A 25,013-nucleotide genomic window follows, 5' to 3' on the forward strand; every position below is an offset into this window, starting at 1 on the left:
TAATCTAGAGTTGTTTGAGCCAGCGAATGCCTAAACTTTCGATTGAACACTCGCCACTGCATTGCTCGCCGCTTAGCCGATCATGCCAAGTGCCTTGGAGTTTGATGCTTTGGGCTTGTTCACCATGGTTGAACCACAACACCCCATCGGTCAACTCGATGCGCTCGATTTCGCTGGGCAAGCGTTGGGCAGCGGGCCAGAGTCGTGGCAGTAGATCGCCCAAAATTTCCTCAGTAGGATAGCAGCCCATCAATACCGCTAGGCCTTTGCCATAAGTCGCGGCGGTGATTGCAGCCTGACCCTTAGCATAGCTCTTGCTCCAGGTGGCTAAGGTATTGGCATGGCTTACGTTCAGCACTTCCATCCACAGTGGTGCGGTATGGCTCGCCTCGCCAAATTGTACCGCCCACGGTTTAGCCGGATCAAGCGCACTCCATTCGGCGACATCAGCCCCAAACAAATCGGTCAAACCACTGGGAAAGCCATCGGGAGCAGTACGATTGTCGCGGCGTTTGGTTAAACTGCGCGGAGTGCAGATCAACGTGCCGCCTGCTTGAACCCACTCACGCCAGCCCGCAGTTTCCGCAGGGTTATCGAGCATTGGGGCGACAGCGATTGCCAGTTGATAAGTATCGAGTGGCGTACCACGCTGGACAATATCGACCCCAACGCCATAGCTGGTGAGCGTGCGATGGATTGTGCGCAGCAATTGCCAATAATTCCAGCCTTGAGCATGCGGATCAAGTTGTTGCGCCCAATGATCGTCGTAGGAAACCAGTAAGGCAACCTTGCGTGGTGCAGCTTCGGGTTGACCATGCTGCTGCCATTCGTTGGCAACAATACGGGCTTCGGTGCTGCCCCTCGCTGGCCGATTGGCATGATCACGCAGGCCACTATGATATTGCTCTTGGCCGAGCCAACATGCACGCCAACGAAAATACAGCACATTGGCTGCACCATGAGCGGCATCTTGATAGCTCCACAACCGCACTTGGTTGGGTGGCACTGGTGGATTGGTGGGAGTCCAGTTGATTTGGCCTGGCTGTTGCTCCATCACCCAAAATGGCTGACACTTGAGGCCGCGAATATGGTCGTGATACATCGCGACTGCTTGCCAATCGGGGAAACCATGTGGGTAGTTATCCCAAGCGATCGTATCGACTTGTTGCGCCATATCAAACCAATTAATCTCATCATCGCCAGGCGCGATGTTGGTTAAAATCGTGCGATTTGGTGAGTGCTGGCGCAGAATTTCAGCTTGCATCGCACAATACGCCACCTGCTGATCTGAGGCGAAGCGGCGATAATCGAGCACCAACGAGGGATTATGGCCGCCACCAACTGGTACATTTGGCAAGGGAATTTGTTGCCAATCGCTATAAGTTTGGCTCCAAAAGGCCGTGCCCCATGCTTCATTGAGGCCTGCTAAATCGCCATAGCGTTGGTTCAGCCATTGGCGAAAAGCAGCAGCGCAATGTTCGCAGTAGCAACGTGCCGAGCCATGATTGCCAATTTCGTTATCAATTTGCCAAGCGGCAACCGCTGGATGCTGACCATAGCGCTTGGCCATGGCCGTGACGATCTGGCGGCTATATTCGATGTACTGTGGATTGACCAAACAAGCTTGGCGACGACCACCATGACCTAAACGGCGGCCTTGAGCATCGATCCGCATTAAATCGGGCTGGTTATGGGTTAGCCAAGCAGGCGGGGTAGCGGTGGGCGTTCCAAGCACGATTTTTAAGCCTTGGCTGGCCAAGGTTTCAATTGCCTGATCAAGCCATGCCCAATCGTATTGGCCAGCGGCTGGCTCCATCAAGGCCCAAGCAAACTCGCCGATTCGCACATATTCCAAGCCCAAGGCCTGCATCTGTTGGGCATCATCGGCCCACCAGGTTTGGGGCCAGTGCTCAGGATAATAACAAACACCTAATGGCATAGAAACCTCTTTTAGAAGGTCAAAAGGCAAAAATCAAAGGGCAAAATGCCTTGTGAAGGTCAAAAGGCAAAAGTCAAAGGGCAAAATGGCTATGCAGCTTGAAAATATACTTAGTTCTGCCTTTTGATTTTTGCCTTCTGCCTTGTGACTTTACCCTTTGACTGCGCCTGCGAGTGCGCCGGAGATGAATTGACGCTGGAAGGCGATAAAGATCATCATAATTGGCAAGGTTGTGAGGGCTGTGCCCATCATCAATTGGCCATAATCAATAATTGATAAGCCAACGAGTGCATTAATCCGCACTGGCAGGGTTTCCATGGCTTTATCGCGCATAATGATCAACGGCCAGAAGAAGCTGTTCCATTGAAACATAAACGAATAAATTGCCAAGGCTGCGAGGGTTGGACGCATGGTTGGCAAGGCGACGCTGGTAAATACCCGCCACTCACTAGCCCCATCGATTCGCGCCGCATCAAGCAGATCGTCGGGCAAGGATTGCATGCTTTGGCGCATCAAGAAAATCCCAAACGGATTGGCCAGCGCCGGCAAAATCACCGCTTGATAGCTGCTGATCCAGGTTGGATCGCCAAAGAGCGTGATTTTGGCCATCAGTTGAAACAATGGCACAGCGGTAACATGATAGGGAATCATCAAAACTAACAAAAACATGCCAAACAAGATTGAGCGCCCGCGGAAACGAAATTTGGCAAAGGCATAGCCTGCCAGCGAAGCAATAAAGACGCTGAGGCTGGCATAGACTACCGCGATAAAAGCCGAATTGAACAGCGAACGGCCAAAGCCATTGTCAAACAGGCCTTGAATATTCGACCAAGCAGCGCTGCCGAACCACAAATGTGGTGGAAATCGCAGTACTTCGCTTGAAGGTTGCGAGGCTTGGACAAACATATAGTAGAAGGGGAACAATGATAAAAATGCCCCAACGACCAATAAAAGGTAGATTGCACCACGCTGGAAGCGGCTTACAAAGGGCTTAGGCCCAAGTTCATCGGAAAGCTTGGTTTTTGCCATCGCTTAATCCTCCCCGCGCTGGGCGATGCGAAATTGTAAAAGCGAAAAGACTGCGATGATCAAGACCATGGCATAGGCAATTGCCGAAGCATAATTAAACTCGGCATTTTGGAAGGCCGTGCGATAGAGCAAGGTCGCCATGCTGAGGGTTTCGTTGGATGGCCCGCTGCGGGTCAGCAGATATGGCTCATCGAAAATTTGCAACGTGCCAATCGTTGAAAGCACCGTGGTCAGCAAAATCGTGGGTCGCATCATCGGCACGGTGATTGCCCAGAATTTGGCCCATGCTCCTGCGCCATCAAGCTCTGCCGCCTCGTACAATTCGGTTGGGATACTCTGCAAACTGGCGAGATAAATCACCATGTTATAGCCTGTCCAGCGCCATGTAATCGCCATCACCAGCGAGAATTTAGCGGGCCAAGCATTGGTAAGCCATGGTATCGATTGAATGCCCAAACCATTGAGTACATAGTTGATCAAGCCTTTTTCATCATTCAGCAGCAGCCGAAAGATCAAGGCCACGGCGAATAAGGCGGTAATTGCCGGCAGAAAATAGATTAAGCGAAAGGCTGTGCGAAATTTGAGTACAGCGCTATTGAGCAACACTGCCAAGACCATGGCGAGGCCAAGCTGTAGTGGTACTTGAAATACCAGCAAAAACACCGTGTTGATCAACGCTTTGCGAAACACCGTGTCGCCGAACAAGCGCCGATAGTTATCGATGCTAAAGCCGCTGTCAGGGTTGAGTTGGCTCTCAAAGCTCAATTGCAACGAGGCAATAATTGGGTAGAGCATAAAGATGCCAAAAATCAACAAGGCTGGCAACAAAAACATGTACGGGGTTAGTCGCCGTCGCCATTGGTGGCGGCGCTCTGCTGGCGTAAGTAGCTGCGACCCCATAGAACCCTCCTAGGCAAAGTCCATTAATTCAAACTCCCCTCTCCCGCATGCGGGAGAGGGGTTGGGGTGAGGGCATGGTCTATTGGGCGACTTCGCGACCAGTTTGGTTGGCCAATTCGGCGGCAGCTTCTTGCAGAGCTTGCTTGGGGTCCATGCCTTGGCTCAGCACTTTGGCTTGAGCTGAAGCCAAAACTGCTTGGCCTTTGGCATAGTCTTTGGTATAGGTTGCTGCTGGAATGTTTTTGATCTCATCAGCAAACAGCTTCCAAATTGGTTGGTTGTTGAAGAAAGCCACTGGTTGGCTATAGAGATCGGCGCTGTAGGCTGGCTGATAGCTTGGCCAAATGCCGAATTTTTCCATCATAATGTTTTGGCCTTCGCTAGTAGCCAAGGCATGCTCAACAAACAACCAAGCTGCGTCGAGATTTTTGGTTGCAGCCGGAATTGCCAAGGTCGAGCCACCAAGGTTGGCAGCGCGATTGCCGCCTTTTTCGAAGGCTGGCAACAACATGACATCCCATTTGCCTGAAAGATCAGGGGCCTGATCGATGATTGTGCCGCTATACCAGACACCAAACGGAACCGTGGCAACATCGCCATTCTTGGTCGCGGCAACCGTGCCATCCCAACCATTGATATTGGCAACAAGGCCTTTATCGTTGATTTCTTTGAGCAAGGTCAGCGCTTGTACCGATTTGTCGTTGGTGAGGTTGATTTTGCCATCGCTATTGAAATAGCAGCATACGCCCAATTGGCTGGTCATCATGCGGAAGCCAGCATCATCGGCCACAATATCGACGGGCAAGAGCTTGGTTTTGCCATCGGTCGCGGCCAAAATTTTCTCGCCAGCAGCGATCAAATCGGCCCATGTTTCGATCGACTTGGGATCTACACCAGCTTGCTCGAAAATATCAACCCGATACCACAAACCAGTTGGGCCGGAATCCCAAGGAATCGAGCGAATTTTATCGCTAATTTTGGATTGTGCCCATTTGGAGGGATCGAAATCTTTTTCGTATTTGCTGGCACGGCTGGTTAAGTCGGCCAAGCCGTCGGGGAAGGTTGACGTATACACATCCATGCGGTCGGATTCGATTGCGACCACATCGGGTAAGCCAGCACCGCCAGCTTGCAAGCCTGAAGTCAGCTTATCGTAGACATCTGTGCGCCCAATATCTTGGACTGTAACTTTGATGTTGGGGTATTTTTGGTTAAACGAGGGAACCGTTGCTTCGAGGCTCTTGGCGGCCACATTCCAAGCCCAAACCGTAATTTCGCCCTTAACCTCGGCGGGATTGGTTGAGCCAGTGTTGCTGGTGGTGGTTGCGGTGCTCTCGCTGCCACACGCAGCCAAAATCAGCGTTAATACCAACAGACTAATCAATGAACGATGAATCTTGCGACGAACCATCATCGGGTCTCCTTGCGCTACATTGCACATATCACCATGCTGCGAATTGTTGGATCTATTCTGGCTTGCGGAAATTTAATCGGCACTGACCTCCTTTGCTTAGCTCTAGGTACGTATCAACAGAGATCGTGGATTAAATTATTATAGCTATCATAGCATATTCTGGCTATTTCGTGGGAGCGTTTCCATCACTTTTAATTATCGATTTCGATGCTTTCTAAGCTTGCTTTCAGCCGTGAACGTTGTATGCTTGGGTCAAACCGTCGCTGACTGCCAGCAAGACAATAGTCTCAAAGCGTGTGACTTATTCTTGGTGGCTGAGCAAGGATCTGCATTTACCCGCAACGCTTATGCTTAGGGCGATGTATTAGGAACAGCTAAAGAAGCATAATGATTGCTACCGATAATAGATATCAATCAAGGGGAATTATTGTGACCTTCGTCAATCCAATTATAAATAGTTTACATAAAGATAATTCGGTTGAATTGGTACGCTATGCCTTGCATGATCCTGCCAAGTTCAAGTTGGTTGATCCAGCGTTGGCTCAGCATGCACCCGACCCTGCCGCTGCCAACTTGCTAATCGCTGCATTTGAGGCAGGCACGGCTCCCGCGTGGTTGGTTGCCTATTTGCTTGGGCGAATTGGCGCAGATTGTGGCTATGCTACTGTTCGTGCGATTGTGTTGGCTGCGCTTGGCCAGCTGGCCGAAAGTTATGCTGCTGTGGCAATGGTGCGTATTCGCGGAGCACAAGCCTTTGCTGATTTGGCTGAATTGCTCAATACTGCGCCGCAACGTGCTAGTCGCGAAGCAGCCGCTAATGGTTTAGCTGAGTTTGGCTCGGCTGAGGCGGCTGAGTACATCTTGGCAGCAGGCCGTGCTCAAACAATTCGTCTGAATATTGCTGGTGGTTTGCTTGGGCGCTTGCCATGCAATCAAGCACAGATTGCTGAATTATTGACATCTGATCAAGCTGCTCATGTGCGTTTGGCCTTGATAGTCGTCAAAGCAATGGCCTTGAATCACGTTTCCGATTCAAGGCCAGAGCAAGCTTTGATTGCTGCACTTGAGCAAACGTTAGCCAATCCGGCAATTGCAATGGCTCCCCAAACGCGCCGCAATTTAACTCGCTGGATTATTAGGGCGTAGCAACTTTTTGCTTGAGGCTAGTTTGGAGTTCGCTGCTCAAATTGGTGAAAAAGGTGTATTTGGTTTTTTCTTCAATGGTCGCAACCGAAACGATATAATCGCGCCAATCTTTATCGCGAATGCCATCGCGATTGGGCATGCGCAGTGCTATCACTTCGGTGTTGCGGTTGATATCGCTGATCTGAGCGTTAGCATCAAGCACCAGCGCAATCTTCCAAACATACTTGGGCACGCGAATCTTAGGATCGCCGATGCTGCCATCGGAGCCTTCGGGACCAGCGATCAGATAAAGTTGCTTGCCATCACGCACCAAATCGCGGCAATAATCCTCGAATTCTTTCCATGGGCCTTGGTTGTTGTCGGGCGCTTGGGGCACGATGTTGGTCATATAAAATACCGAGCGATTGATACTTTCTGTGCGATTGCGATCGGCTGATGGCAACATATGGCCGCGATCATAGCCGCTGTTGGTGTAATCGGTCGGCTTAACTCGATACCAGCCTTCGGGCAAATCGGGGTCGGTGGTAAATTGGCTGCGGTCAGTGCTGCCCAAATCGCCACTACCCAAATGCCAGCTGACCCAATTGAGAATATTCAGTTTGCGATTGTAGGCCAAGCTATATTCTGGACGCTGGATCAAGTAATTATTGCTGCTGCTGGTTTCGGGCAAGGCTCCACTAGGATTGCCCAACGCCATATGATTAACTTCGGCTTGCGGTTGATTTGAATTATTGGAGCTACTGGGCTTTGGTGTGGCTAGAAATTGCTGCGCATCGCAGCCACTCAGCAATACAATCAGCGTGATCATCCCAATCCAAAAACGGCGCATAAACATCCTCACAGCAACTAGAGTGGTTTCTGCTAGGCAGTGTAGCACAGCTGGGCGCTTTAAAGGCTAGCGAATCTGGGCAATTGCAAAATCTAAGGTGCTTTCGAGGCTGGCTAGAGGTTTGGCATTGGCTAAATCATTAATCAACAGCTCAGTTAATTGTTGAAATTTGGCTTGATACAGTGGTGGTCGCTGAATCGCTAGGCTTTGGCGCAAATGCTCGCTGCTGCGATACAGGCAGGCAGCGGTGTGCGGTTGGTGCTGGCTTAGATATTCAGTGCAGGCTTCAATTACCAATAAGGTTCGCCATTGTTCGTTCAAAGTTTGTTGTAAATGCAGCGATTCATGCAAGTAGTTGCGGGCTTGGGCTTGGTTGCCTTCGTGCAGCGCCAACAAACCCAGGCTATAGTTGGCTAACTCAATACAGCCCCGATAGCCAATTTCATGGCTCAAATTGAGGCAATTATGCAGTAATTCGCTGGCTTGCTCCAAATGTTGTTGTTGCAAAGCTAATTCGCCCAGATAATTGAGGGTTTGGCAAACCATAGCGCTACGATGTGCTCCAGTGGCCGTGCTAACCTGTAAACATTCTTCTAAATATTGGTGGGCCTTGGCAAAATCGGCTTGATACAAGGCAACTTGACCAAGATGGCCGAGGGCAAAGATCGCGCCCCAACTTGAATCGAGCGACTGAAAGCGATCGAGGCTTTTGTGAAATAGCCCATAGGCTTGCTCGAACTGACCCTGACTCAAGGCCAAACGCCCCAAATGTTCCAACGACCATGCCTGCAATTCCTGTTGCTCAAGGTTTTGGAAAATTGTGAAGCTTTGCTGGAGTTGGCTTTGGGCTTGTTGCCAATTGCCATGCATTTGGGCTAATTCGCCCAACCCGTGCAGCGACAACCCCAAACTATGGTGGTCGGCCATACCCTCAGCCATCTCAACGCTCGCTTGAAACGAATGATGCATCAAGGTATATTCGCCTAAATCATGGGCTAGCCACCCAACCAAACGCAACAATTGGGCACGTAATGGCGATTGTAAACTGGCGGTTTGGGCAATTACGGCCTCGGCAATTTGGCGACCCTCTTGTTGATGACCGTAGTACGTCCAAAAATCCCAGAGCAGCACCACCAATCGCACACTCAGATCGGCTTCGTGATGGTCAAGCGCCCATTGAATGGCTGCTTTGAAGTTGCGATATTCCTGTTGCAACATTTCGGTGCGACGTTGAAAAAGCTGCGGCGCTTGCCAAGTCATAATATGTTCAGCCAATCGCAAATAATACAAGGTATAACCACGTTGCAATAGTAGGGTTTCGCCGCGATTGTTAAGTTGTTGCAGGGCATATTCGCGAGTAACTTCGAGCATTTGAAAGCGCGGCTCGCCATGGCTGGCAATCGTTTGCTGCAATAAACTTTGATCAACCAAGGCCATCAAACCTGCTTGAACTTGATCAAGTGCTTGGGGCAGGCTTTCCAAACTGAAGCTGCTGGTTTGCTCTAGTTGTGGCTCAAGGCTGGCACAAATTACTGCTGCGGCTTCGATGGTGCTGCCACCAGCAAACACCGCCAAACGACTAAACAGGCTTTGCAAATCTGGTTCGAGCAAGCCAAAGCTCCAATCGAGCGTGCTGCGTAAGGTTTGTTGGCGAGCTGATCGCTGTTGGGGGCGTTGCAACATATTCAAGCGTTGCTGCTGATTAATCCGATTGAGCAAGGCTTGGGGGGCGAAAAATTTGCTTTGCAAAGCGGCTAATTCGATTGCTAAGGGCAAACCTTCGAGCGCAATGCTAAGTTCGCTAATTGCTTGGGCATTGGTTTGATCAAGCTGAAACTGCGGATTGACCGCTTGCACTCGTTGCAAATACAGTTGCACCGCTGGAATTTGGGCCAACTCGCTAGGTGTCAGATAATCGGCGGGATGCGGAGTTGCCAACGGCTGTACCTGATATTCGTATTCGCCATAAAGCTGCATCGCACGGCGGCTGGTTAGCAAAATTTTGAGGCTAGCCGCGCCGCTTAATAAGCTTTCAAGCAATTCAGTCAGCGGAAATAGATGTTCAGCATTATCGAAAACTAATAATGTGGATTGTTGGGCCAGCTGCTGAATTACCGCCTGAAGCGTTGGCTTGGCTGGTTGAATCAATTCGATTAATCGTGGCTCAATGGCGGCTGCGCTTGTCATGCTCGATAAATCCAGATACCAACAGGCAGCAAATTGGGTTTGTTGGGCTAAGGCCAAGGCTAGCCGCGATTTGCCCACGCCTGCATGACCAAGCAAGTTTAGCAAGCGCACTTGTGGTTGTAACAGCAAGGGTGTGAGCAACGCAAGTGTTGATTCGACTCCAACCAAACTGGTTAATGGTTGCGGCAAGCTTGGTTTAGGCGTTGTTGCAAGGGTCTGCGACTGATCGATTTGCCACGTATTGAGGGCATAGGCTAAGGCAGGCAGCAATTCGTTGAGGCGGTGAAAATAAGTCGTGCGGCTAATACTCAGATGATCGGCATAAAAATCGGCGGTAGCTTCGGGGGTCGCTAAAATCACGGCTAAAATTCGTTGTTGGCTGGCAACAAAGGCGTATGCTTGCAGATATTTGTAAATATTTGCCAAACCACCGCGCTGATTGAGCCAGGTTTGCCATGGCTCGGCTTGCAACAAGCGTAGCGGATAGCGCGGAAATCGCAACAAGGCCTTGATATGCTCTTCATCCCACGGGTGGTTGGGGCTTGGTTGGGTGAGCGCTATCGTCATTGAAGCTCCTTTGGGGTTGGCCGCTAGCTTGATCTTACCATATCTGAGTAACTTTGTGCATTCAATAGAAGAAGTAGGGGCAGATCGATTTGTGCTTAATAATTTTAGCAAGAGATTTTCAACGAGTTACTACTCTTCCGTCTAATTTCACGGTGGGAAACACAGATTTCAAAGCTTGGATTTTAAGTAAGCGTTGGACCTTAATCGTCATCGGTGACCACCACCCTTCCGTCCCGCCTCAAGATGGGAAACGCAGGGGCTTTAATCCCCTGCACCCCTCAAGGGCATGACGTGTTCGCCACTGTCCACCGATGAACCACAGATTCCGTGATTCGAGTCCGACTATGATTAAAACCCACCCTTGTAGATACAGGACGAGGACATCTGACCGCAGTTCTTCAGCGATTCGCAATCTATGGAATGAAAAAGCCCCTCGCCCGCGCACGGGAGAGGGGTTGGGGTGAGGGGCTTTTGCTAGTGCTTATTGTACGCCACAAGCCGTCCAGGCTTGAGCGGTTGCGTTGTATTCAGCACTGCTTGCGCCATAGAGGTCGCGGGCGGCGTTGAGGGTTGCGGTGCGCACGGCCTTGAAGTTTGAGCTTGGGGTCAAGTAGACCGTCAAGGCCCGATAGAAGATCGCTGCGGCTTTTGGTCGGCCAATGCCGGTTACTGCTTGACCAGAGGTGCGGTTGGTGCCACCTTGAGCCAACAGATAGAAGACCTGGTTTTGGATGCCGCTGTTGATGTGCACGCCACCATTATCGCCAGTGCCAGTGTAGCGCTTGCTGTAGTGGTCGGGGTCGCCTTCAGCGGCAGGGTTCGACATATTGCGCAAAGCATCGCCAGCGGTGGCTGGGGTGTAGATATCTTCGCCAATCAGATAATCGCCTGTGCCGCTGCTATATTCGACCATCGTGCCGAAAATATCCGAGAATGATTCGTTGGCAGCGCCCGATTCGTTGCTATAGATCAAGCCAGCGGTTTTTTCGGTCAGACCGTGAGTAATTTCATGGCCTGCAACATCGAGCGAAACCAAGGGGCGGAAGGTTGTGCCATCGCCATCACCATAGGTCATGCTTGAGCCGTTCCAGAAGGCATTGTTATAACGATTGCCATAGTGCACACGGCTCAACACGCGGAAACCATTGCCATCGATGCCACGGCGGCCAAAGCTGCTCAAGTAGTAGTCCCACGTCAATTGAGCGCCATAGTGGGCATCAACCCCAGCGCTTTGCACGTTGGCAGTCGTGTTGGTTCCCCAAACATTATCAGCATCGGTGAAGGTGCTACCGCCAGTGGTGCGATTGTTCATGTTGGTGGTGTACATGCCGCCGCGTGAGTTATCGCGCAGATAGTAGACGCTGCTCACCAAGTCGGTGGTAATTGAGACATTGCCGCTGTACAAGCTCTTGCCAGTCCCAGTTGCGTTGACTCCATCCATATCGTTGTAGTACAACTCGGTTTCGCCAGTTTTGGCGTTGATGAAGAACTCGTGGTGCGCGGTTGATTCAGTGCCATCTTCAATGTGCAAGCTTACTTGGAAGACGATCACTGAATCTTTGCCTTCGCGTGGCAAGATTTTTAGTTCGCTGCTAACTTCTGCCCCACCAGCTTTTTTGGCGCTGAAATCGTACTTGACTTGGCTTTGGGCAATTTTGATTGCTTCAGCTGAGCTTAAGCTAGTGCTGGTATCAATCCCATCAACCGCGAAAAGTTCGCCACTTTCTTGGGTCACATTGCCTTTGTTGTCGAGGTGCGCAATTACTTGGCCGCCAAAGACTGGAAAACCAGCGTGGGTTTGATCGAGGCGCACATTGATACCCAAATCATCTTGATCAACGCCACGCACTTGCAAATTGGCGCTATTTGCACCCTTGCCAGCGAAGTGATTCAAGCTGGTATCAACCGCTGCGGTAACCCAATCTGGGCGCACGCCTTTGGCTTCGGCTTCGCGATAGGTGCGGATCAACTGTCCGCGAACTTTGTCGTAATCTTGAGCACCAGTGCTAACAGCAGAACCAAAGACAGCCCCAACTAAACCGAGCAATGCAGCAACAGTGATTAAACGTTTGCGAACCATAAAGAATTATAACCTCCGCAATTTGTAGGGATTTCGAGAACAACTAGCTCATCAGCAAGCTACCAAAATAAAATAGCAGCTTCTTGAAAACTGACGAAAATAGTCATACAGATGGCATACCAGTAACGAGTGTTACAGGCTACCAATTGCGAAATTGCAGAGCCGTTGCAGGTCTGGCGCTGGCTTCTCTGATGAGGTCGGGCGACATCATGCTAGAAGTCATCGGTTGGCCAAAGCTGGAGCATTATCATGCTCATGGCGCTTATGGAAGGGTCTGAGTCTTGGGTTTGCTTGAATAGTACTATCGGCGCAGTAAAACGATACCACGCCCTATTTCAATATGCAAGATTGTTGATACGTTGTTTCAACTAATTTTTAACTATTTTTAGGCCATTACAAAGGGATAAAAATTATTTTACCATTTTTCACCACTATCCAGTGGCAATAGTGACATGGGGGATTTTTAGGGGAATGCGGCTCTAAAAAACCAGCATTATTGAGGAGTTTGCATATGCGACTTTGTGGTTTTACCGCTGGCTGGCTGCTTGGACTGTGGTTAAATGATAGGCTGCAAATAGCATGGTATCTATATTTTATCTCATCAATACCGATTATTTTAATGCTTATCTATATCCGAAAATCATGGCAAATTATGCTGATAGCAATATATGCTGGTACTATGTTAGGGGTAGTACGAATGGCGGTGAGTCAAAATTCCTCAAATCTTGACGATATTCGTCAGCAGATTGGCATGACCACTCGTTTGGAAGGAGTGATCGTTGGCGAACCACAATGGACTCCCCAGCAACAACGGGTGGTGCTAGCCGTTCAAGCCTATCAACATGAGCAGCGACGCGTTGCCACAACTGGCCAAATTATGTTGACCTTGCCAGCCGAGCCACCGCGCAGCAATGGCGAACGTTTGTTAGTCAGTGGCACAATCATCACGCCAACCTCTAGCCCAAATTTCGATTATGCCGCATATCTGCGCCGCCGCTCAATCTATGCCATGCTTGAGCCTGCCACCGTTGAACAAGCCTTGCCTGCGAAACCCTCAGCCTATCAACGCCTACTCGTACTCAAACAGCGCTCCCAAACTATCATCAACCAAACGTTGCCTCAACCCCAAGCGGCGGTGTTAGTTGGAATGTTGCTGGGAGTCAAAAGCAGCGTGCCTCAAGCTGTGTGGGATACCTTCAATCGCACTGGGCTTTCGCATATCTTAATCATCTCAGGCTGGAATATTACGATTGTGGTGGCAGCATTGCTCGGCTTGGGCACGGCCTTAAAGCTCAGCCAACGCCACGCTACCATGTTGGCAATTGGCGCAATTGTGGTGTATGTAGCCTTTGTGGGAGCCAGCGGTGCAGTGATTCGCGCCGCCTTGATGGGCGCAATTGTGGCGCTAGCCCAGCCGCTTGGCCGCAAATCGGATGCTTGGGCGGCACTGGCGGCAGCAACTTGGCTGATGACCCTGATCGATCCGCATACCTTATGGGATTTAGGCTTTCAACTCTCAGCTTTGGCCACAGCTAGCCTATTTGCTTGGGGCAAGCCAATTGAAGCCAAATTGCGGCATTGGCTACGTTGGCGCTGGCTTGAATGGATGATCGAGCCGTTGACGGCGACCTTAGCCGCTCAAATTTGGACACTGCCGATCATTTTGTATCATTTTGGCAATCTTTCGTTGATTGCGCCTGTGGCCAATGTGCTGATTGTGCCAGTTGTGCCGTTGATTATGGCCAGCGGCGCGGTGCTGGCATGTTTGGGTTTATTTGGGCGTTGGTTGGCCTTTCTGGCCTTGCCAATCACATGGGCGGCATTAACTTGGGTAGTAGAGGTGGCCGAATGGTTGGCCGATTTGGCTTGGGCAGCGGTCGAAATTCCTAGGTTTGGCTTGATTTGGCTATTGCTAGCCTATGGCTTGAGTGTTGGGGCAAAGCTATGGATGGAGCGAGAGAACATAGAGCAAAGAACATAGAACATAAGGATGAAGGATGAACGGCGCATTCGTGGAATTCGTGGAATTCGTGGCGAAACAACTCTTCGCGTCCTTCGTGGATCAAAAAACTTAAATCTCTAGGTACAATATTATGTTCTATGCTCTATGTGTAATGGATTATGAGGTTAACAACCAGTGCTCGTGCCCTCACCCCCAGCCCCTCTCCCACGGCGGCGGGCGAGGGGAGCACTGTTGGAGCGGTTCCCCCTCGCCGCGCGTGCGGGCGAGGGGGTGAGGGCATGCCATGCGTTGCCAACCCAATGAACCATTACAGCTATGTTCTATGTTCTGGCTTTCATCCCTCATCCCTCATATTTCATCTTTAAATAAAACCACCCCAGCCCTGAGCAAACGCTAGAACTAGGGTGGTAGGCCAAAACGTGAATTAGTACAAATCAGCCAAGACTGATTCGAGGGCTTCTTTGCTTGGGCGCAGTTGTTCGTCTGAGAGCTGGCTCAAGGGCTGTTCGTCCATGTGCAACAAATCGTGGATAGTACGATTGTTGTTTTGGTTGACATAAATTAAGCCAGTGATAAACTCTTGATTTTCGCGGGCGGCATCCAAGCGTGACAACGCCGCGACACGATTGGTTGGATCGTACTCGTTCTCAAGTTTCTTGAGCACAATCGTTGAGCCGTCGTGCATCTTGACTGGAATTGCTTCGCCTTCTTCGTAATCAACCGTGATTTCTTCTTGGGCGCGGATGAAGGTCATGTCGTGCAGACGTTCTTCGTGTTCCTTGCCGTAAGCATAACTCTTGGTTGAATCTTCGTGGTTGTTGAAGGTTACACATGGGCTAATGATATCGAGCACCGCCAAACCACGGTGGCTCAAAGCAGCCTTCATCAAGGCTTCAACTTGGCGTGGGTCGCCAGCGAACGAACGAGCAACGAAGGTTGCGCCACCAATGATCGCTTCTGCACAGAGATCGATTGGCGGGAGTTCGTTCAAGCCCGCGTATTTCAGCTTTTGGCCGATATCGGCGGTCGCTGAGAATTGGCCTTTGGTCAATCCATATACGCCGTTGTTTTCGACGATATAGACCATTGGCACGTTACGGCGTACCAAATGCTTGAATTGACCCATGCCGATTGAGCCAGTATCGCCGTCGCCACTTACTGCCAAGCCGATCAAGTTGCGGTTGGTGACGATTGCGCCAGTGGCAACTGAAGGCATGCGTCCGTGAACGCTATTGAAACCGTGCGAGCGGCCCAAGAAATAGGCCGGAGTTTTCGATGAACAGCCGATGCCGCTAAATTTAGCAACTTGATAGGGCTGGACACCTAATTCGAAACAAACCGAAACAATCCGTGATGAAATTGAGTCGTGGCCACACCCGGGACACAGCGTCGAAGGTGCGCCTTTGTATTCACCTTGTTCAAACCCAAGCAGGTTAATTTTTGGCTTGGGAGTCGCTTTGGTCGTTGCCATGGCCTATGCTTCCCCTTTTTGTACTGATTCAGTCACCCAGCGGGCGGTTAATGGCAAGCCATCGCAGCTTGCAACAGCAATAATCCGGCCAGCTAATTCTGGGTATTCCATCCGCAACAGTTGTGCCATTTGGCCGTTGTAGTTGTTGTCAACCACGTAAATTCGTTCGTACTTGGCCACAAATTCGCCAACTTCTTTGGTGAATGGCAATGCCCGCACCCGTTGATAAGCGGCATTGATGTTGAGCTCGCGCAAACGATCCAAAGCTTCGATAATTGCTGGATCGTTCGAGCCATACGAGAGAATCCCGATTGTCGCATTTTCTTCGTTGACCGTGATTGGTGCAGGAACGATTGTTCGCGCAGTTTCGAACTTGCGGGCCAAGCGATCCATGTTAGCAACCCACTCGTCTGAGCGTTCGGTATACTTGGCATCTTGGTTGTGGCCTGAACCACGGGTGAAGAAGGCAGCTTTGGGATGGTTGGTGCCAGGCAGCGTGCGGTAGGGAATCCCATCGCCATCAACGTCGCGATAGCGGCCCCAATCGCCAACGGCGGTCAAGGCTTCAGCATCAAGCACCTTACCACGATCCATTGGCTCGGTTGGATACTCGAATGGCTCCGACATCCATTGGTTCATGCCCAAGTCGAGGTCGCTGAGCACGAACACAATTGTTTGCAAACGTTCAGCCAAATCGAACGAGCGCCAGCCAAACTCAAAACATTCTTTGACGCTTGAAGGCAACAAACAAACGTGTTGGGTATCGCCGTGGCTCAAGAAATAAGCTGAGAGCAAATCGCCTTGGCCGGTGCGGGTAGGCATACCGGTACTTGGCCCCATGCGCATCACATCCCAAACCACACATGGAACTTCTGTGAAGTAGGCCAAGCCGGTAAACTCAGCCATCAACGAAATCCCAGGGCCAGAGGTAGCGGTCATTGAGCGAGCACCAGCCCAACCAGCCCCGATAATCATCCCGATTGCTGCCAATTCGTCTTCGGCTTGGACTACGGCGTAGGTTGGCTTGTTGGTTTCCTTATCCATGCGCAGTTCTGGCAAATAGTCGTTGAGCGCATCGACCAAACTGGTTGAAGGTGTAATTGGATACCAAGCGACAAACGAAACGCCGCCGAATACCGAACCAAGTGCACCGGAAGTATTGCCATCGAGCATAATCATGCCCTTGGTTTTATCCATGCGCTCAACGCGGAATGGCGATGGAGTGGAGATATTCGCAGCAGCCCAAGCTACCGCCGCATTCACCACGTTCATGTTCGAGGCAATTGCCTTTTGTTTGCCCTTGAAGTGTTTATTTAAGGCGCTTTCGATTTCGGCAACTTCAATGCCGATTAAGTGCGCCAAAACCCCAACATAGACCATGTTGGCAATATAATCACGCAAGCTAGCATCGACCCCTGAGTTCTTCACCAATTCCTTGACGGGCATGGGGAAGTAGGTCACGTCGCTGCGTGAAAGCTCTTGGCGTGAATCATCAGGATACAGACAAATCCCACCTGGCTCAAGCGATTGAAGGTCATCGCCAAAGCTGGCTGGATTCATTGCCACCAAGACATCGCGTTTGTGGCGACGAGCTTGATAGCCATCCTTGCTCAAGCGAATTGAATACCATGTGGGTAAACCCTTGATGTTTGAAGGAAACAGGTTTTTGCCTGTGACCGGAATACCCATGTTGAAACATGCACGGAGGATGGTATTATTGGCGGTTTGGCTCCCAGACCCATTGGGAGTAGCCACAATAATCGCGAAGTCGTTAATATTCACGTCCTCACGGGCGATTTCAGCGGGCTGTTGCTCCGTCTGATAATCTACGACTGCCATGAACGTATTCTCCTTAATTGGCTTCTTTGCCAGGTTATAGCCTCTAAAGATACTGCGAACACAATGGTTCGTCAACCAACAAAACGCTGGTTTTTGCTGTTATCTAAACCATAATTGTACGCCGTGATTGCTTTAGCTGCGATGTATTATATCTATTATATCCATAGACAGAATCTATGAGAACAGTGGTTTTAGCCAGTTTTGGTGAGAATTTACTATTCTAGTGCTAAAAGAAGAACCAGCCGCTCTGTGCCATGAGCGACTGGCGTGCCAACTGGAGAGGGGAGAGAGGAGCACCGAGCTGCGCAGTTGCCGCTACGCCCTCGTATCAATGCTGACGCTTTGCCGATGAATGCATGTCCAGTGCTTCAGAACTGCGTCATAATAAAAACTGTTTTATCGGATAAATCAGTTTTTATTGATGGGCGTAGTGTACTCAAGGTTGGCTAGTTTGTCAAGTAGCAATTTTGGAAGGATGAAGGATGAATTATGAGGGATGAAGTTGCTTGATCCACGAAGAACACGAAGTTGCACAAAGGATTATTTTTAGCCACGAATTGCACGAATTACACAAATGCGCTGTTCATCCTTCATCCCTCATAATTCCCTTAGCGCCTCTGCGTTAAAAAATAGCTCCATAATCGTTATGTTCTATGCTCTATGTTCTTTGTTCTATATTTTGGCATAGACCTCTTGAACCGTTAGTCTACACTGAATCGAGCGTAACTCCAGCACCGCTTGCGGATCGTCAATTTCGCTCAAGAGCCACTGATTGGCTGCTTGACGACTGTAGTGCTCAATATGATAGGGATCTTGGGCAACTAACAGATATTCACGTAGCGATGGAATTTGGCGATAATGCTGAAATTTGCCCCCACGATCATAGTGCTCGGTCGAGGGCGACAGCACTTCAATAATTAGCGTGGGGTTGAGCAAGGTGTCTTGATGGCTATCATCAAACCATGTTTCGCCACATACAACCGAGACATCAGGATAGGTATACAAGCCTGTTGCCGAGATTTTAATCCGTAGATCGCTGGGGAAAACGCTGCAAGAACGTTGCTTTAACTGGCTATGCAATTCAGCAATCAAATTGACCACAATCAGATTATGGTTGCGGCTCGCGCCAGCCAAGGCATAAACCTGCCCATTCAGAAATTCATGCTTGGCAGGGCTGGTTCGCTCACCAGCTAAATATTCCTCAATTGTCATTGAGCTAATTGATTCGGCACTCATACACTCGCCATCCACTAGATTCAATCGCTCTTGCATCATAGCACATGGCTTTGGGGATTGGTGGTTGGGGATCGGGGAGTGAGAGGCTTAATCCACGAAGGACACGAAGTTACACGAAGGTTTGAAACCGCGAAGGCTGCGAAGAGCGCGAAGCGAGGCTATAGGTTATTGGCTTTGAACTATCAAACTGATTGCAATCCCACACAACGTTCCGATAGCCCATAGCCTTCAGCCTATAGCCAATCAATGCTTCGTAGTTAAAACCTGACCCCTAACATCTGAATCCTCATTCCTAGCCCCTAACTCTTCATCCTTCATCCCTCATAATTTATCCTTCAGTTAGTGGCCTTCTTCGCCCAATTTGCGCACAATATCGGTTTGCGAGAGCACGCCGATTGGCCAAACGCGGCCATCGTTGCGCTCCTCGACCACGACCAAGCGATGAATTCGGTTGCTGGTCAGCAGATTAGCGGCGCGGCTCAAATCAACATGGGGCATACAGGTAATAACATCGCGGGTCATAAACTCGCCAACCGGGCTATCCATCGAGCGCTCATAATCGAGGCCACGACTCCAAGCACCAAGGGCATCGGTTTGTGAAAAAACACCTGCTAAAGAACCAGGGCCATCAACCACTACCAAGGCTTGAATGCGGTTGCCTTGTAGGAGCGTGATCGCCTCGCGGAGGCTGGTTTCGGTACGACAGGAGATTACTTGTGCGTTCATGGTATCGCCAACGGTTAACTGAGCAGTCATTGCCATGCTCCTTTGCATTTCTGAGGTTTGGCCGAGGTTCGATTGCTGGCTATTATACCATGACGCATTGCATTATCAAGTAGTTTTTTAGCGAATTTTCGCTAGATCGTAAAATTCTCATCTGGGCTGATAATAAAGGCCACTTGGACTTTGACTTCGATCTGTTTGCGATGGATCATGGCTAGGCCTAGATCGTCTTTGCTAAATCCACTACCACCACCACGCGCCAAACTAGCCGATTTGCGGAACTCGGCATCCTGAACATACGGGTGGTGTTCACTGCCATATTGATCATCAACCCGATGCACGCCGATAATCCGCACGTCCAGGGTTTGGGCCATGGCCATGGCTTTGGCTTTGGCTAATTCTAGCGCAGCTTGTAGCCAACCATTCAAGACTGCTGGATCATCGGGAAAGCCCCACGTGATATGTTCGAGGTTGGTTTGTTTTTGACTGGTGATAATACCCAGCACATCGGGCAGTTGCTCTAAATCGGCGCAGCGAATTAAGAGGGTATAGGTGGCGCTCGAACTGCGCAGCAACACGCCATTATTGACCTCAGCTACCACACTTTGTAGTTGGATGGCCGTCTTGTCCAAGCCATAGCTCGTCAAGGCTTCGACCAATTGGCGCACTTCTTTGGCTTTTTCCAAGGCGGTATTATTGCTAATCACCGATGAGCCTTTGATCCGCACGGTTATTTCAGCCCGATTAGCATCGATTAGTTGGCGGTAGCTGCTGCTCACATTTAAGAGGTTTGGTTCCATAAACGGCTCCTTGATTGATCCATAAAGGACACGGAAGGTTGAAACCGCGAAGGGTTGTTTTTGCCACAGATTGGCACAGATTGACTTGATTATGCTCCTATCCCAAGGCCTGTACTAGCCTTTCTCGGTGCTTCCTAGCCCCTGAATCCTAGCCCCTAGCATCCGAATCCTAACCCCTAGCTGTAATGGTTTATAACGTTAGCAACGCCCAGCATGCCCTCACCCCAGCCCCTCTCCCTCTGCGGCGGGCGAGGGGAGCACTGCTGGAGCGGTTCCCCCTCGCCTCGCGTGCGGGAGAGGGGGTCAGGGGGTGAGGGAACGAGAACTGGTTGTCAATCCAATGAACCATTACACATAGCCCCTTAAGCCTGATCCCTCGCATCGTCTGCATTAACTATTTTGCCTTTGACTTCTCTTTTATTCTGTTCCTATGTTCTATGTTCTTTGCTCTCTGTTCTTACGGTCATCCCTCATAATTCATCCTTCATCCTTCCAAAAGCTTTGTTCGCAACAAATCGAGCACACTGCTGCTCGGCGGGCGTTGATGATGCCAAGCAGCGACGATCTTGCGCTGTGGTTGGGCATCGATCAAACGCCGATAGACCACATTGGGATGTGGCTCGGCTTGGGCGAGCGATTGTGGCACAAACGCCATTCCCAAACCTGCGGCCACACAACCTTGAATCGTGGTTAAATTGGTGACCCGCCCAACTACTTGCGGCTCCAAATGCTGCTCGTAGCAAAAGGCATCAACTTGCTGGCTCAAACAATGGTCATCGTGTAACGCCAGCAGCGGCATGTGATATAAATCATTTAATTGTAAAACCGAACGCTGAGCATATTGATGATCGTGCGGCAATGCTACCAGCAACGCTTCATCACATAAAGACTCAATCTGAATCAACGGATGCTCAATCGGCCCGCTGGCAATCAGCAAATCAAGGCTATATTCGATTAGCTGAATTAATAATTGGCTCGTCGTATGTTCAACTATGTTTAATGTTGTTCGGGGAAACTGTTGTTGAAAGGCTTGGCTGACGTTCGGAAAAAAGCGCGGAGCCAAGGTCGGAATAATTCCAATTGCCACACGACAAGCGTGCTGCTCAACACTATCACTGACATGCTGCTTGATCGAACGCCATTGAGTGAGCAATTGCTGCGCTTGCGGCAAAAGTGCCTGACCAGCGGTGGTCAAGCGAATTGTGCGGCCCAAACGTTCAAACAACGCTTGACCAAGTTCATGCTCCAATTTAATAATTTGCTGGCTGAGCGAAGGCTGGCTAACAGCGCAACGTTGGGCGGCGCGGCTGAAACCACCAGTTTCGGCGACCGCCACAAAATAGAGCAATTGATGAATTTCCATAGTTGTTGCCTATAGATTGTATAGTTAATAAGATGTTGCAACTATGGATATAATAGCATACAGTATAGTTGCAGGCATGGTCTGCACACCAATGCCTGTAGCGATTACCCGGCTCAGCTTGTGCCAACAGAACGCTGAGCATCCTCCCGTTTTCTCAGTTTACCTTAGGAGATTTGTTCGATGGATGAGCAAGAACAACTGACGACCGCCCATGGTGCGCCAATTGCCGACAATCAAAACTCGTTGACGGCTGGCCCCCGTGGCCCACTGTTGATGCAAGATTATCAACTGCTGGAAAAAATGGCGACCTTCAATCGCGAACGGGTGCCAGAACGGGTCGTCCACGCCAAAGGCTCAGGGGCATTTGGGACGTTTACCGTTACCAATGATGTAACGGCCTATACCAAGGCTTCGATCTTTGGAGCAGTTGGCAAGCAAACTCCAGTCTTATTGCGCTTCTCAACCGTTGCGGGCGAACACGGCGCTGCCGATGCCGAACGCGATGTGCGCGGTTTTGCCGTCAAATTCTACACCGATGAAGGCAACTGGGATTTGGTCGGGAATAACACGCCAGTCTTTTTTGTGCGCGATCCCTACAAATTCAGCGATTTTATTCACACTCAAAAACGTGATCCCAAAACCAACATGCGTTCACCCCAAGCCATGTGGGATTTCTGGTCGCTCTCGCCCGAAAGCTTGCATCAAGTAACGATCTTGTTCAGTGATCGTGGTTTGCCAATTAGCTATCGGTTTGTGCATGGTTTTGGCAGCCACACCTATAGCTTTATCAACGCCCAAGGCGAACGCTTCTGGATTAAGTTCCACTTCCGCTGCCAGCAAGGCATCAAGAACTGGACAAATGCTGAAGCTGCTGAGGTAGTTGGGGTTGATCGGGAAAGCTCACAACGCGATTTGTTCGATGCGATTGAGCGTGGCGAATACCCTAGCTGGAAGCTTTGCGTCCAAGTGATGCCCGAAGCTGATGCTGAAACCTACCATCTCAACCCATTCGATTTAACCAAAGTGTGGCCACACGCCGATTATCCATTGATCGAAGTTGGCACGATGGAATTGAATCGCAACCCCGAAAACTATTTTGCTGAAATCGAGCAAGCAGCGTTTGAGCCATCAAACATCGTGCCAGGCATTGGCTTCTCGCCTGATAAGATGTTGCAAGCACGAATTATGTCGTATGCTGATGCTCACCGCTACCGCATTGGCGTAAATTATGCTGCCTTGCCAGTCAACAAGCCGCATTCACCAGTCAACACTTATCATCGCGATGGTCAAATGCGCTTCGATGGTAATGGCGGTGGTTCGGTTAACTACGAGCCAAACAGCTTTGGCGGCCCAGTTCAAAACGAACGCTACGCCGAGCCAGCCCTCAAAATCAGCGGCGATGCCGATCGCTACAATCATCGCGATGGCAACGACGATTACACCCAACCAGGCAATTTATTCCGTTTGATGAATGCTGATCAGCAACAACAATTGTTCAACAACATTGCAGCGGCGATGCAAGGCGTGCCTGAATTTATCCAATTACGCCAAATCGGCCACTTCTTGAAAGCTGATCCTGCCTATGGTCGCGGAGTTGCTGCCGCCTTGGGCCTTGATATCAGCAGCCTCGAAGCCTAGTTTTATAAGGATGAAGGCTGAATTATGAAGGATGAAAATCTAGCGCCTTTGTAATCCAGTGGCACAGAGGAATTAAAGGTTGAGGCGCTTGGCCGTAGTAGACGATCATCTACCCAGCCAAGCGCCTTTTTATTGGTTAACGAAGAGCACGAAGGGCGAGGGTTCAGGATTCAGGGGCAAGGGGCCAGATTTGAATTATGTAGCCTAATCATAAAACCTACCACCTGATTGCTGACCCCTGAACCCTCGCATCCTCTGCGTTAAAAACTGCCTGACCCCTGAACCCTTGCCCCTGAACCCTGATTCACAACGACACTCGTGAACAACACACTAACTACGACCAACCCAATCCATGAGATCCAGGTGGTTGCATCAGGTTGGAGTAGAGCTTGACCACGCAGTGCTTGCACCGTCACACTTGCTACGAGGCCGAGGTAGGCAACCGCTGCGCCCCAAGTTAAGGCCAAGCGTTGCTTATTATTAAAACGTTGTTTGGCGTTGTAGAGCAACCAGCCAACCAAAGCCAGCACTTGTGCCCCGTGAATCCCAACAAAGTGGGCAATCCGCAAATCGCCATGCTCGCTACTCCAGCCGAGAATCGCGATGCCGCGACCGCCATCAGCAGCGCCGACGGTATGTGCCCCAATTGCTGGAACCGAACCGCCAGCTTGCAACACTTCCATTTGGGCAGGGCTGGGGTTGGTCATCAAAAAGCCAAGCCCAAAACCGATCAACATCAAGCCCATTCCCAATTTTAGGCTGAGCATAAAGACCCGATCAGCGATTGGTTTTTGGCGCAGGAACACCACAAATCCAATAATATTAATCAGATAGAAGACCGTGATCGTCGTGCCCATGATGCTCCACAAGGTTTCATCAATTGGGGTTGCGACGTTGAAGTGCATTGGTTGGCCACGTACAGCTTGGGTAATAAATAGCACAATTTCGATTGAAAGCGCAGCGGCACAAGCATCCATCACAAACCGCATCAAACGTGGCCGCAACTTAACATAGCTAAACATCCACAAAACGGTTGGTGCATAGACCACAAACGAAACCGCAAATTTTAGGCTTTTCATCCAAACGGGTTGGCCGAGCACCTCACGCGGGTCAACAATGACTCCAGCGATTGCTAGCACCAAGAAAAAGCAACTAAGCATGAAAAAGATCGTCATGCCTTTGCTGGTGACCCAAAATTGGCGCAAAATAGCTCCGGCTCCCGACGTAGTACGCCGAGCCTCTGGGAATTGAGCAGTCGTTGTCATGGCTGTTCCTTTATTTAGTTACAGGTTGAGCAATTGTAAGGTTGGGTGAACGAACAAGACCGTGGATCGTGCGCACGACCATATAGATCAAAAATCCAACGGGTCCGACCATAAGTACGCTGACAAGAATAGGACTGATGATCAGGGCAAAAATGTTGCGTTCACGGCTATCTAAATAGATCCAACGGGCCACAAATAGATCAAAGGCTAAAAAGTGTACCCAACTGAGCGTGGCACCGCTCTCATTGCTGATCAGTTCAATTACGCCAGGCAAAGTTGGGTTGCTCACGCCAGCCCAAACGGTGGCAAAAATTGGCAACAAGACAATCGCATAAATCAAGGCTGGGCCAAGAATAATCCATGGCGATTGGATAATCCGCTGCGTCCACTTCCAAAATGGCAACACCACCATCAAAAACCAAAATGGCATGACAAACAAACTGCTGAGCGAAAATAATTGAGCCACCATAATGCCCTCCCGCATTGCAAGGTTCAATCAAACTGCTGTTATTCTAGAGCGTAGAATAGAGCTTGTGATGGCTATTTGGGGCTAGGCAGGTTATACCGAAAGAACTAGATCGATCCTAGGCTGAAAACGCTAGACGAATCATTGCTCTGCTTGGT

At 50.1% G+C, this 25,013-nt stretch carries 18 protein-coding genes; 3 read left to right on the forward strand and 15 right to left on the reverse strand.

Features of this window, described 5'->3' with window-relative positions; genetic code table 11:
* Positions 1-4 precede the first annotated feature (4 nt).
* From ABEB26_RS01055 to ABEB26_RS01070, 4 genes are all read right to left on the reverse strand, one after another.
* Positions 5-1,939 carry a beta-galactosidase gene (locus tag ABEB26_RS01055; protein WP_345720082.1) on the reverse strand — a complete coding sequence of 645 codons (1,935 nt, stop codon included), beginning with the start codon at positions 1,937-1,939 and terminating at the stop codon, positions 5-7.
* A 150-nt stretch (positions 1,940-2,089) separates the two neighbouring features.
* The gene (locus tag ABEB26_RS01060) at positions 2,090-2,968 is read right to left on the reverse strand and encodes a carbohydrate ABC transporter permease (RefSeq protein WP_345720083.1); all 879 of its coding nucleotides are present in this window, start codon (positions 2,966-2,968) and stop codon (positions 2,090-2,092) included.
* Between the two features lie 3 nt (positions 2,969-2,971).
* On the reverse strand, positions 2,972-3,868 hold the full coding sequence (locus ABEB26_RS01065) for a carbohydrate ABC transporter permease (RefSeq protein ID WP_345720084.1): 897 nt from the start codon (positions 3,866-3,868) through the stop codon (positions 2,972-2,974).
* A gap of 79 nt (positions 3,869-3,947) precedes the next feature.
* On the reverse strand, positions 3,948-5,282 hold the full coding sequence (locus ABEB26_RS01070; protein ID WP_345720085.1) for an ABC transporter substrate-binding protein: 1,335 nt from the start codon (positions 5,280-5,282) through the stop codon (positions 3,948-3,950).
* Between the two features lie 429 nt (positions 5,283-5,711).
* Between ABEB26_RS01070 and ABEB26_RS01075 the strand changes: the two genes are divergently transcribed.
* Positions 5,712-6,428, forward strand: a complete 717-nt coding sequence (locus tag ABEB26_RS01075) for a hypothetical protein (protein WP_345720086.1) — start codon at positions 5,712-5,714, stop codon at positions 6,426-6,428.
* Here ABEB26_RS01075 and ABEB26_RS01080 read toward each other — a convergent pair.
* From ABEB26_RS01080 to ABEB26_RS01090, 3 genes are all read right to left on the reverse strand, one after another.
* The gene (locus tag ABEB26_RS01080; protein WP_345720087.1) at positions 6,418-7,257 is read right to left on the reverse strand and encodes a DNA/RNA non-specific endonuclease; all 840 of its coding nucleotides are present in this window, start codon (positions 7,255-7,257) and stop codon (positions 6,418-6,420) included. The genes ABEB26_RS01075 and ABEB26_RS01080 overlap by 11 nt on opposite strands.
* 66 nt (positions 7,258-7,323) lie before the next feature.
* Positions 7,324-10,011, reverse strand: a complete 2,688-nt coding sequence (locus tag ABEB26_RS01085; protein ID WP_345720088.1) for an ATP-binding protein — start codon at positions 10,009-10,011, stop codon at positions 7,324-7,326.
* 481 nt (positions 10,012-10,492) lie between these two features.
* Positions 10,493-12,091: a M4 family metallopeptidase gene (locus ABEB26_RS01090; RefSeq protein WP_345720089.1), complete on the reverse strand. Its 1,599-nt coding sequence runs from the start codon at positions 12,089-12,091 to the stop codon at positions 10,493-10,495.
* Between the two features lie 511 nt (positions 12,092-12,602).
* Between ABEB26_RS01090 and ABEB26_RS01095 the strand changes: the two genes are divergently transcribed.
* Complete coding sequence (locus ABEB26_RS01095) at positions 12,603-14,072, forward strand: ComEC/Rec2 family competence protein (protein WP_345720090.1); 1,470 nt, start codon at positions 12,603-12,605, stop codon at positions 14,070-14,072.
* Between the two features lie 406 nt (positions 14,073-14,478).
* Here the strand turns inward: ABEB26_RS01095 and ABEB26_RS01100 are convergent, their stop codons facing one another.
* From ABEB26_RS01100 to ABEB26_RS01125, 6 genes are all read right to left on the reverse strand, one after another.
* A complete protein-coding gene (locus ABEB26_RS01100; RefSeq protein ID WP_345720092.1) occupies positions 14,479-15,525 on the reverse strand; it encodes a 2-oxoacid:ferredoxin oxidoreductase subunit beta in 1,047 nt (348 codons plus the stop codon).
* 3 nt (positions 15,526-15,528) lie between these two features.
* A complete protein-coding gene (locus ABEB26_RS01105; RefSeq protein ID WP_345720093.1) occupies positions 15,529-17,364 on the reverse strand; it encodes a 2-oxoacid:acceptor oxidoreductase subunit alpha in 1,836 nt (611 codons plus the stop codon).
* A 672-nt stretch (positions 17,365-18,036) separates the two neighbouring features.
* Entirely contained in the window at positions 18,037-18,600 is a 564-nt protein-coding gene (locus ABEB26_RS01110; RefSeq protein WP_345720094.1) for a Uma2 family endonuclease, read from the reverse strand.
* A gap of 339 nt (positions 18,601-18,939) precedes the next feature.
* Positions 18,940-19,356 (reverse strand): CBS domain-containing protein, encoded by a 417-nt coding sequence (locus ABEB26_RS01115; RefSeq protein WP_345720095.1) that lies wholly within the window; start codon positions 19,354-19,356, stop codon positions 18,940-18,942.
* A gap of 101 nt (positions 19,357-19,457) precedes the next feature.
* Positions 19,458-20,123, reverse strand: coding sequence for an SIMPL domain-containing protein (locus ABEB26_RS01120; protein WP_345720096.1), 666 nt, complete (start codon positions 20,121-20,123; stop codon positions 19,458-19,460).
* 484 nt (positions 20,124-20,607) lie between these two features.
* On the reverse strand, positions 20,608-21,486 hold the full coding sequence (locus ABEB26_RS01125; protein WP_345720097.1) for a LysR family transcriptional regulator: 879 nt from the start codon (positions 21,484-21,486) through the stop codon (positions 20,608-20,610).
* 180 nt (positions 21,487-21,666) lie between these two features.
* Between ABEB26_RS01125 and ABEB26_RS01130 the strand changes: the two genes are divergently transcribed.
* Entirely contained in the window at positions 21,667-23,124 is a 1,458-nt protein-coding gene (locus tag ABEB26_RS01130) for a catalase (RefSeq protein WP_345720098.1), read from the forward strand.
* A 260-nt stretch (positions 23,125-23,384) separates the two neighbouring features.
* Here the strand turns inward: ABEB26_RS01130 and ABEB26_RS01135 are convergent, their stop codons facing one another.
* Both ABEB26_RS01135 and ABEB26_RS01140 read right to left on the reverse strand, forming a co-directional pair.
* A complete protein-coding gene (locus ABEB26_RS01135) occupies positions 23,385-24,389 on the reverse strand; it encodes a hypothetical protein (protein ID WP_345720099.1) in 1,005 nt (334 codons plus the stop codon).
* Positions 24,390-24,399: 10 nt separating this feature from the next.
* The gene (locus tag ABEB26_RS01140) at positions 24,400-24,858 is read right to left on the reverse strand and encodes an ABA4-like family protein (RefSeq protein ID WP_345720100.1); all 459 of its coding nucleotides are present in this window, start codon (positions 24,856-24,858) and stop codon (positions 24,400-24,402) included.
* Positions 24,859-25,013: the final 155 nt, after the last annotated feature.

The organism is Herpetosiphon gulosus, assembly GCF_039545135.1.
In the GTDB taxonomy this organism is placed as follows: Bacteria; Chloroflexota; Chloroflexia; order Chloroflexales; family Herpetosiphonaceae; genus Herpetosiphon; species Herpetosiphon gulosus.

Bases quoted from the DNA above. Each gene is read 5' to 3' on its own strand.
- ABEB26_RS01055 (WP_345720082.1), bottom strand. From the start codon at position 1,939: ATGCCATTAGGTGTTTGTTATTATCCTGAGCACTGGCCCCAAACCTGG.
- ABEB26_RS01060 (WP_345720083.1), bottom strand. From the start codon at position 2,968: ATGGCAAAAACCAAGCTTTCCGATGAACTTGGGCCTAAGCCCTTTGTA.
- ABEB26_RS01065 (WP_345720084.1), bottom strand. From the start codon at position 3,868: ATGGGGTCGCAGCTACTTACGCCAGCAGAGCGCCGCCACCAATGGCGA.
- ABEB26_RS01070 (WP_345720085.1), bottom strand. From the start codon at position 5,282: ATGATGGTTCGTCGCAAGATTCATCGTTCATTGATTAGTCTGTTGGTA.
- ABEB26_RS01080 (WP_345720087.1), bottom strand. From the start codon at position 7,257: ATGCGCCGTTTTTGGATTGGGATGATCACGCTGATTGTATTGCTGAGT.
- ABEB26_RS01085 (WP_345720088.1), bottom strand. From the start codon at position 10,011: ATGACGATAGCGCTCACCCAACCAAGCCCCAACCACCCGTGGGATGAA.
- ABEB26_RS01090 (WP_345720089.1), bottom strand. From the start codon at position 12,091: ATGGTTCGCAAACGTTTAATCACTGTTGCTGCATTGCTCGGTTTAGTT.
- ABEB26_RS01095 (WP_345720090.1), top strand. From the start codon at position 12,603: ATGCGACTTTGTGGTTTTACCGCTGGCTGGCTGCTTGGACTGTGGTTA.
- ABEB26_RS01100 (WP_345720092.1), bottom strand. From the start codon at position 15,525: ATGGCAACGACCAAAGCGACTCCCAAGCCAAAAATTAACCTGCTTGGG.
- ABEB26_RS01105 (WP_345720093.1), bottom strand. From the start codon at position 17,364: ATGGCAGTCGTAGATTATCAGACGGAGCAACAGCCCGCTGAAATCGCC.
- ABEB26_RS01110 (WP_345720094.1), bottom strand. From the start codon at position 18,600: ATGAGTGCCGAATCAATTAGCTCAATGACAATTGAGGAATATTTAGCT.
- ABEB26_RS01115 (WP_345720095.1), bottom strand. From the start codon at position 19,356: ATGACTGCTCAGTTAACCGTTGGCGATACCATGAACGCACAAGTAATC.
- ABEB26_RS01120 (WP_345720096.1), bottom strand. From the start codon at position 20,123: ATGGAACCAAACCTCTTAAATGTGAGCAGCAGCTACCGCCAACTAATC.
- ABEB26_RS01125 (WP_345720097.1), bottom strand. From the start codon at position 21,486: ATGGAAATTCATCAATTGCTCTATTTTGTGGCGGTCGCCGAAACTGGT.
- ABEB26_RS01130 (WP_345720098.1), top strand. From the start codon at position 21,667: ATGGATGAGCAAGAACAACTGACGACCGCCCATGGTGCGCCAATTGCC.
- ABEB26_RS01135 (WP_345720099.1), bottom strand. From the start codon at position 24,389: ATGACAACGACTGCTCAATTCCCAGAGGCTCGGCGTACTACGTCGGGA.
- ABEB26_RS01140 (WP_345720100.1), bottom strand. From the start codon at position 24,858: ATGGTGGCTCAATTATTTTCGCTCAGCAGTTTGTTTGTCATGCCATTT.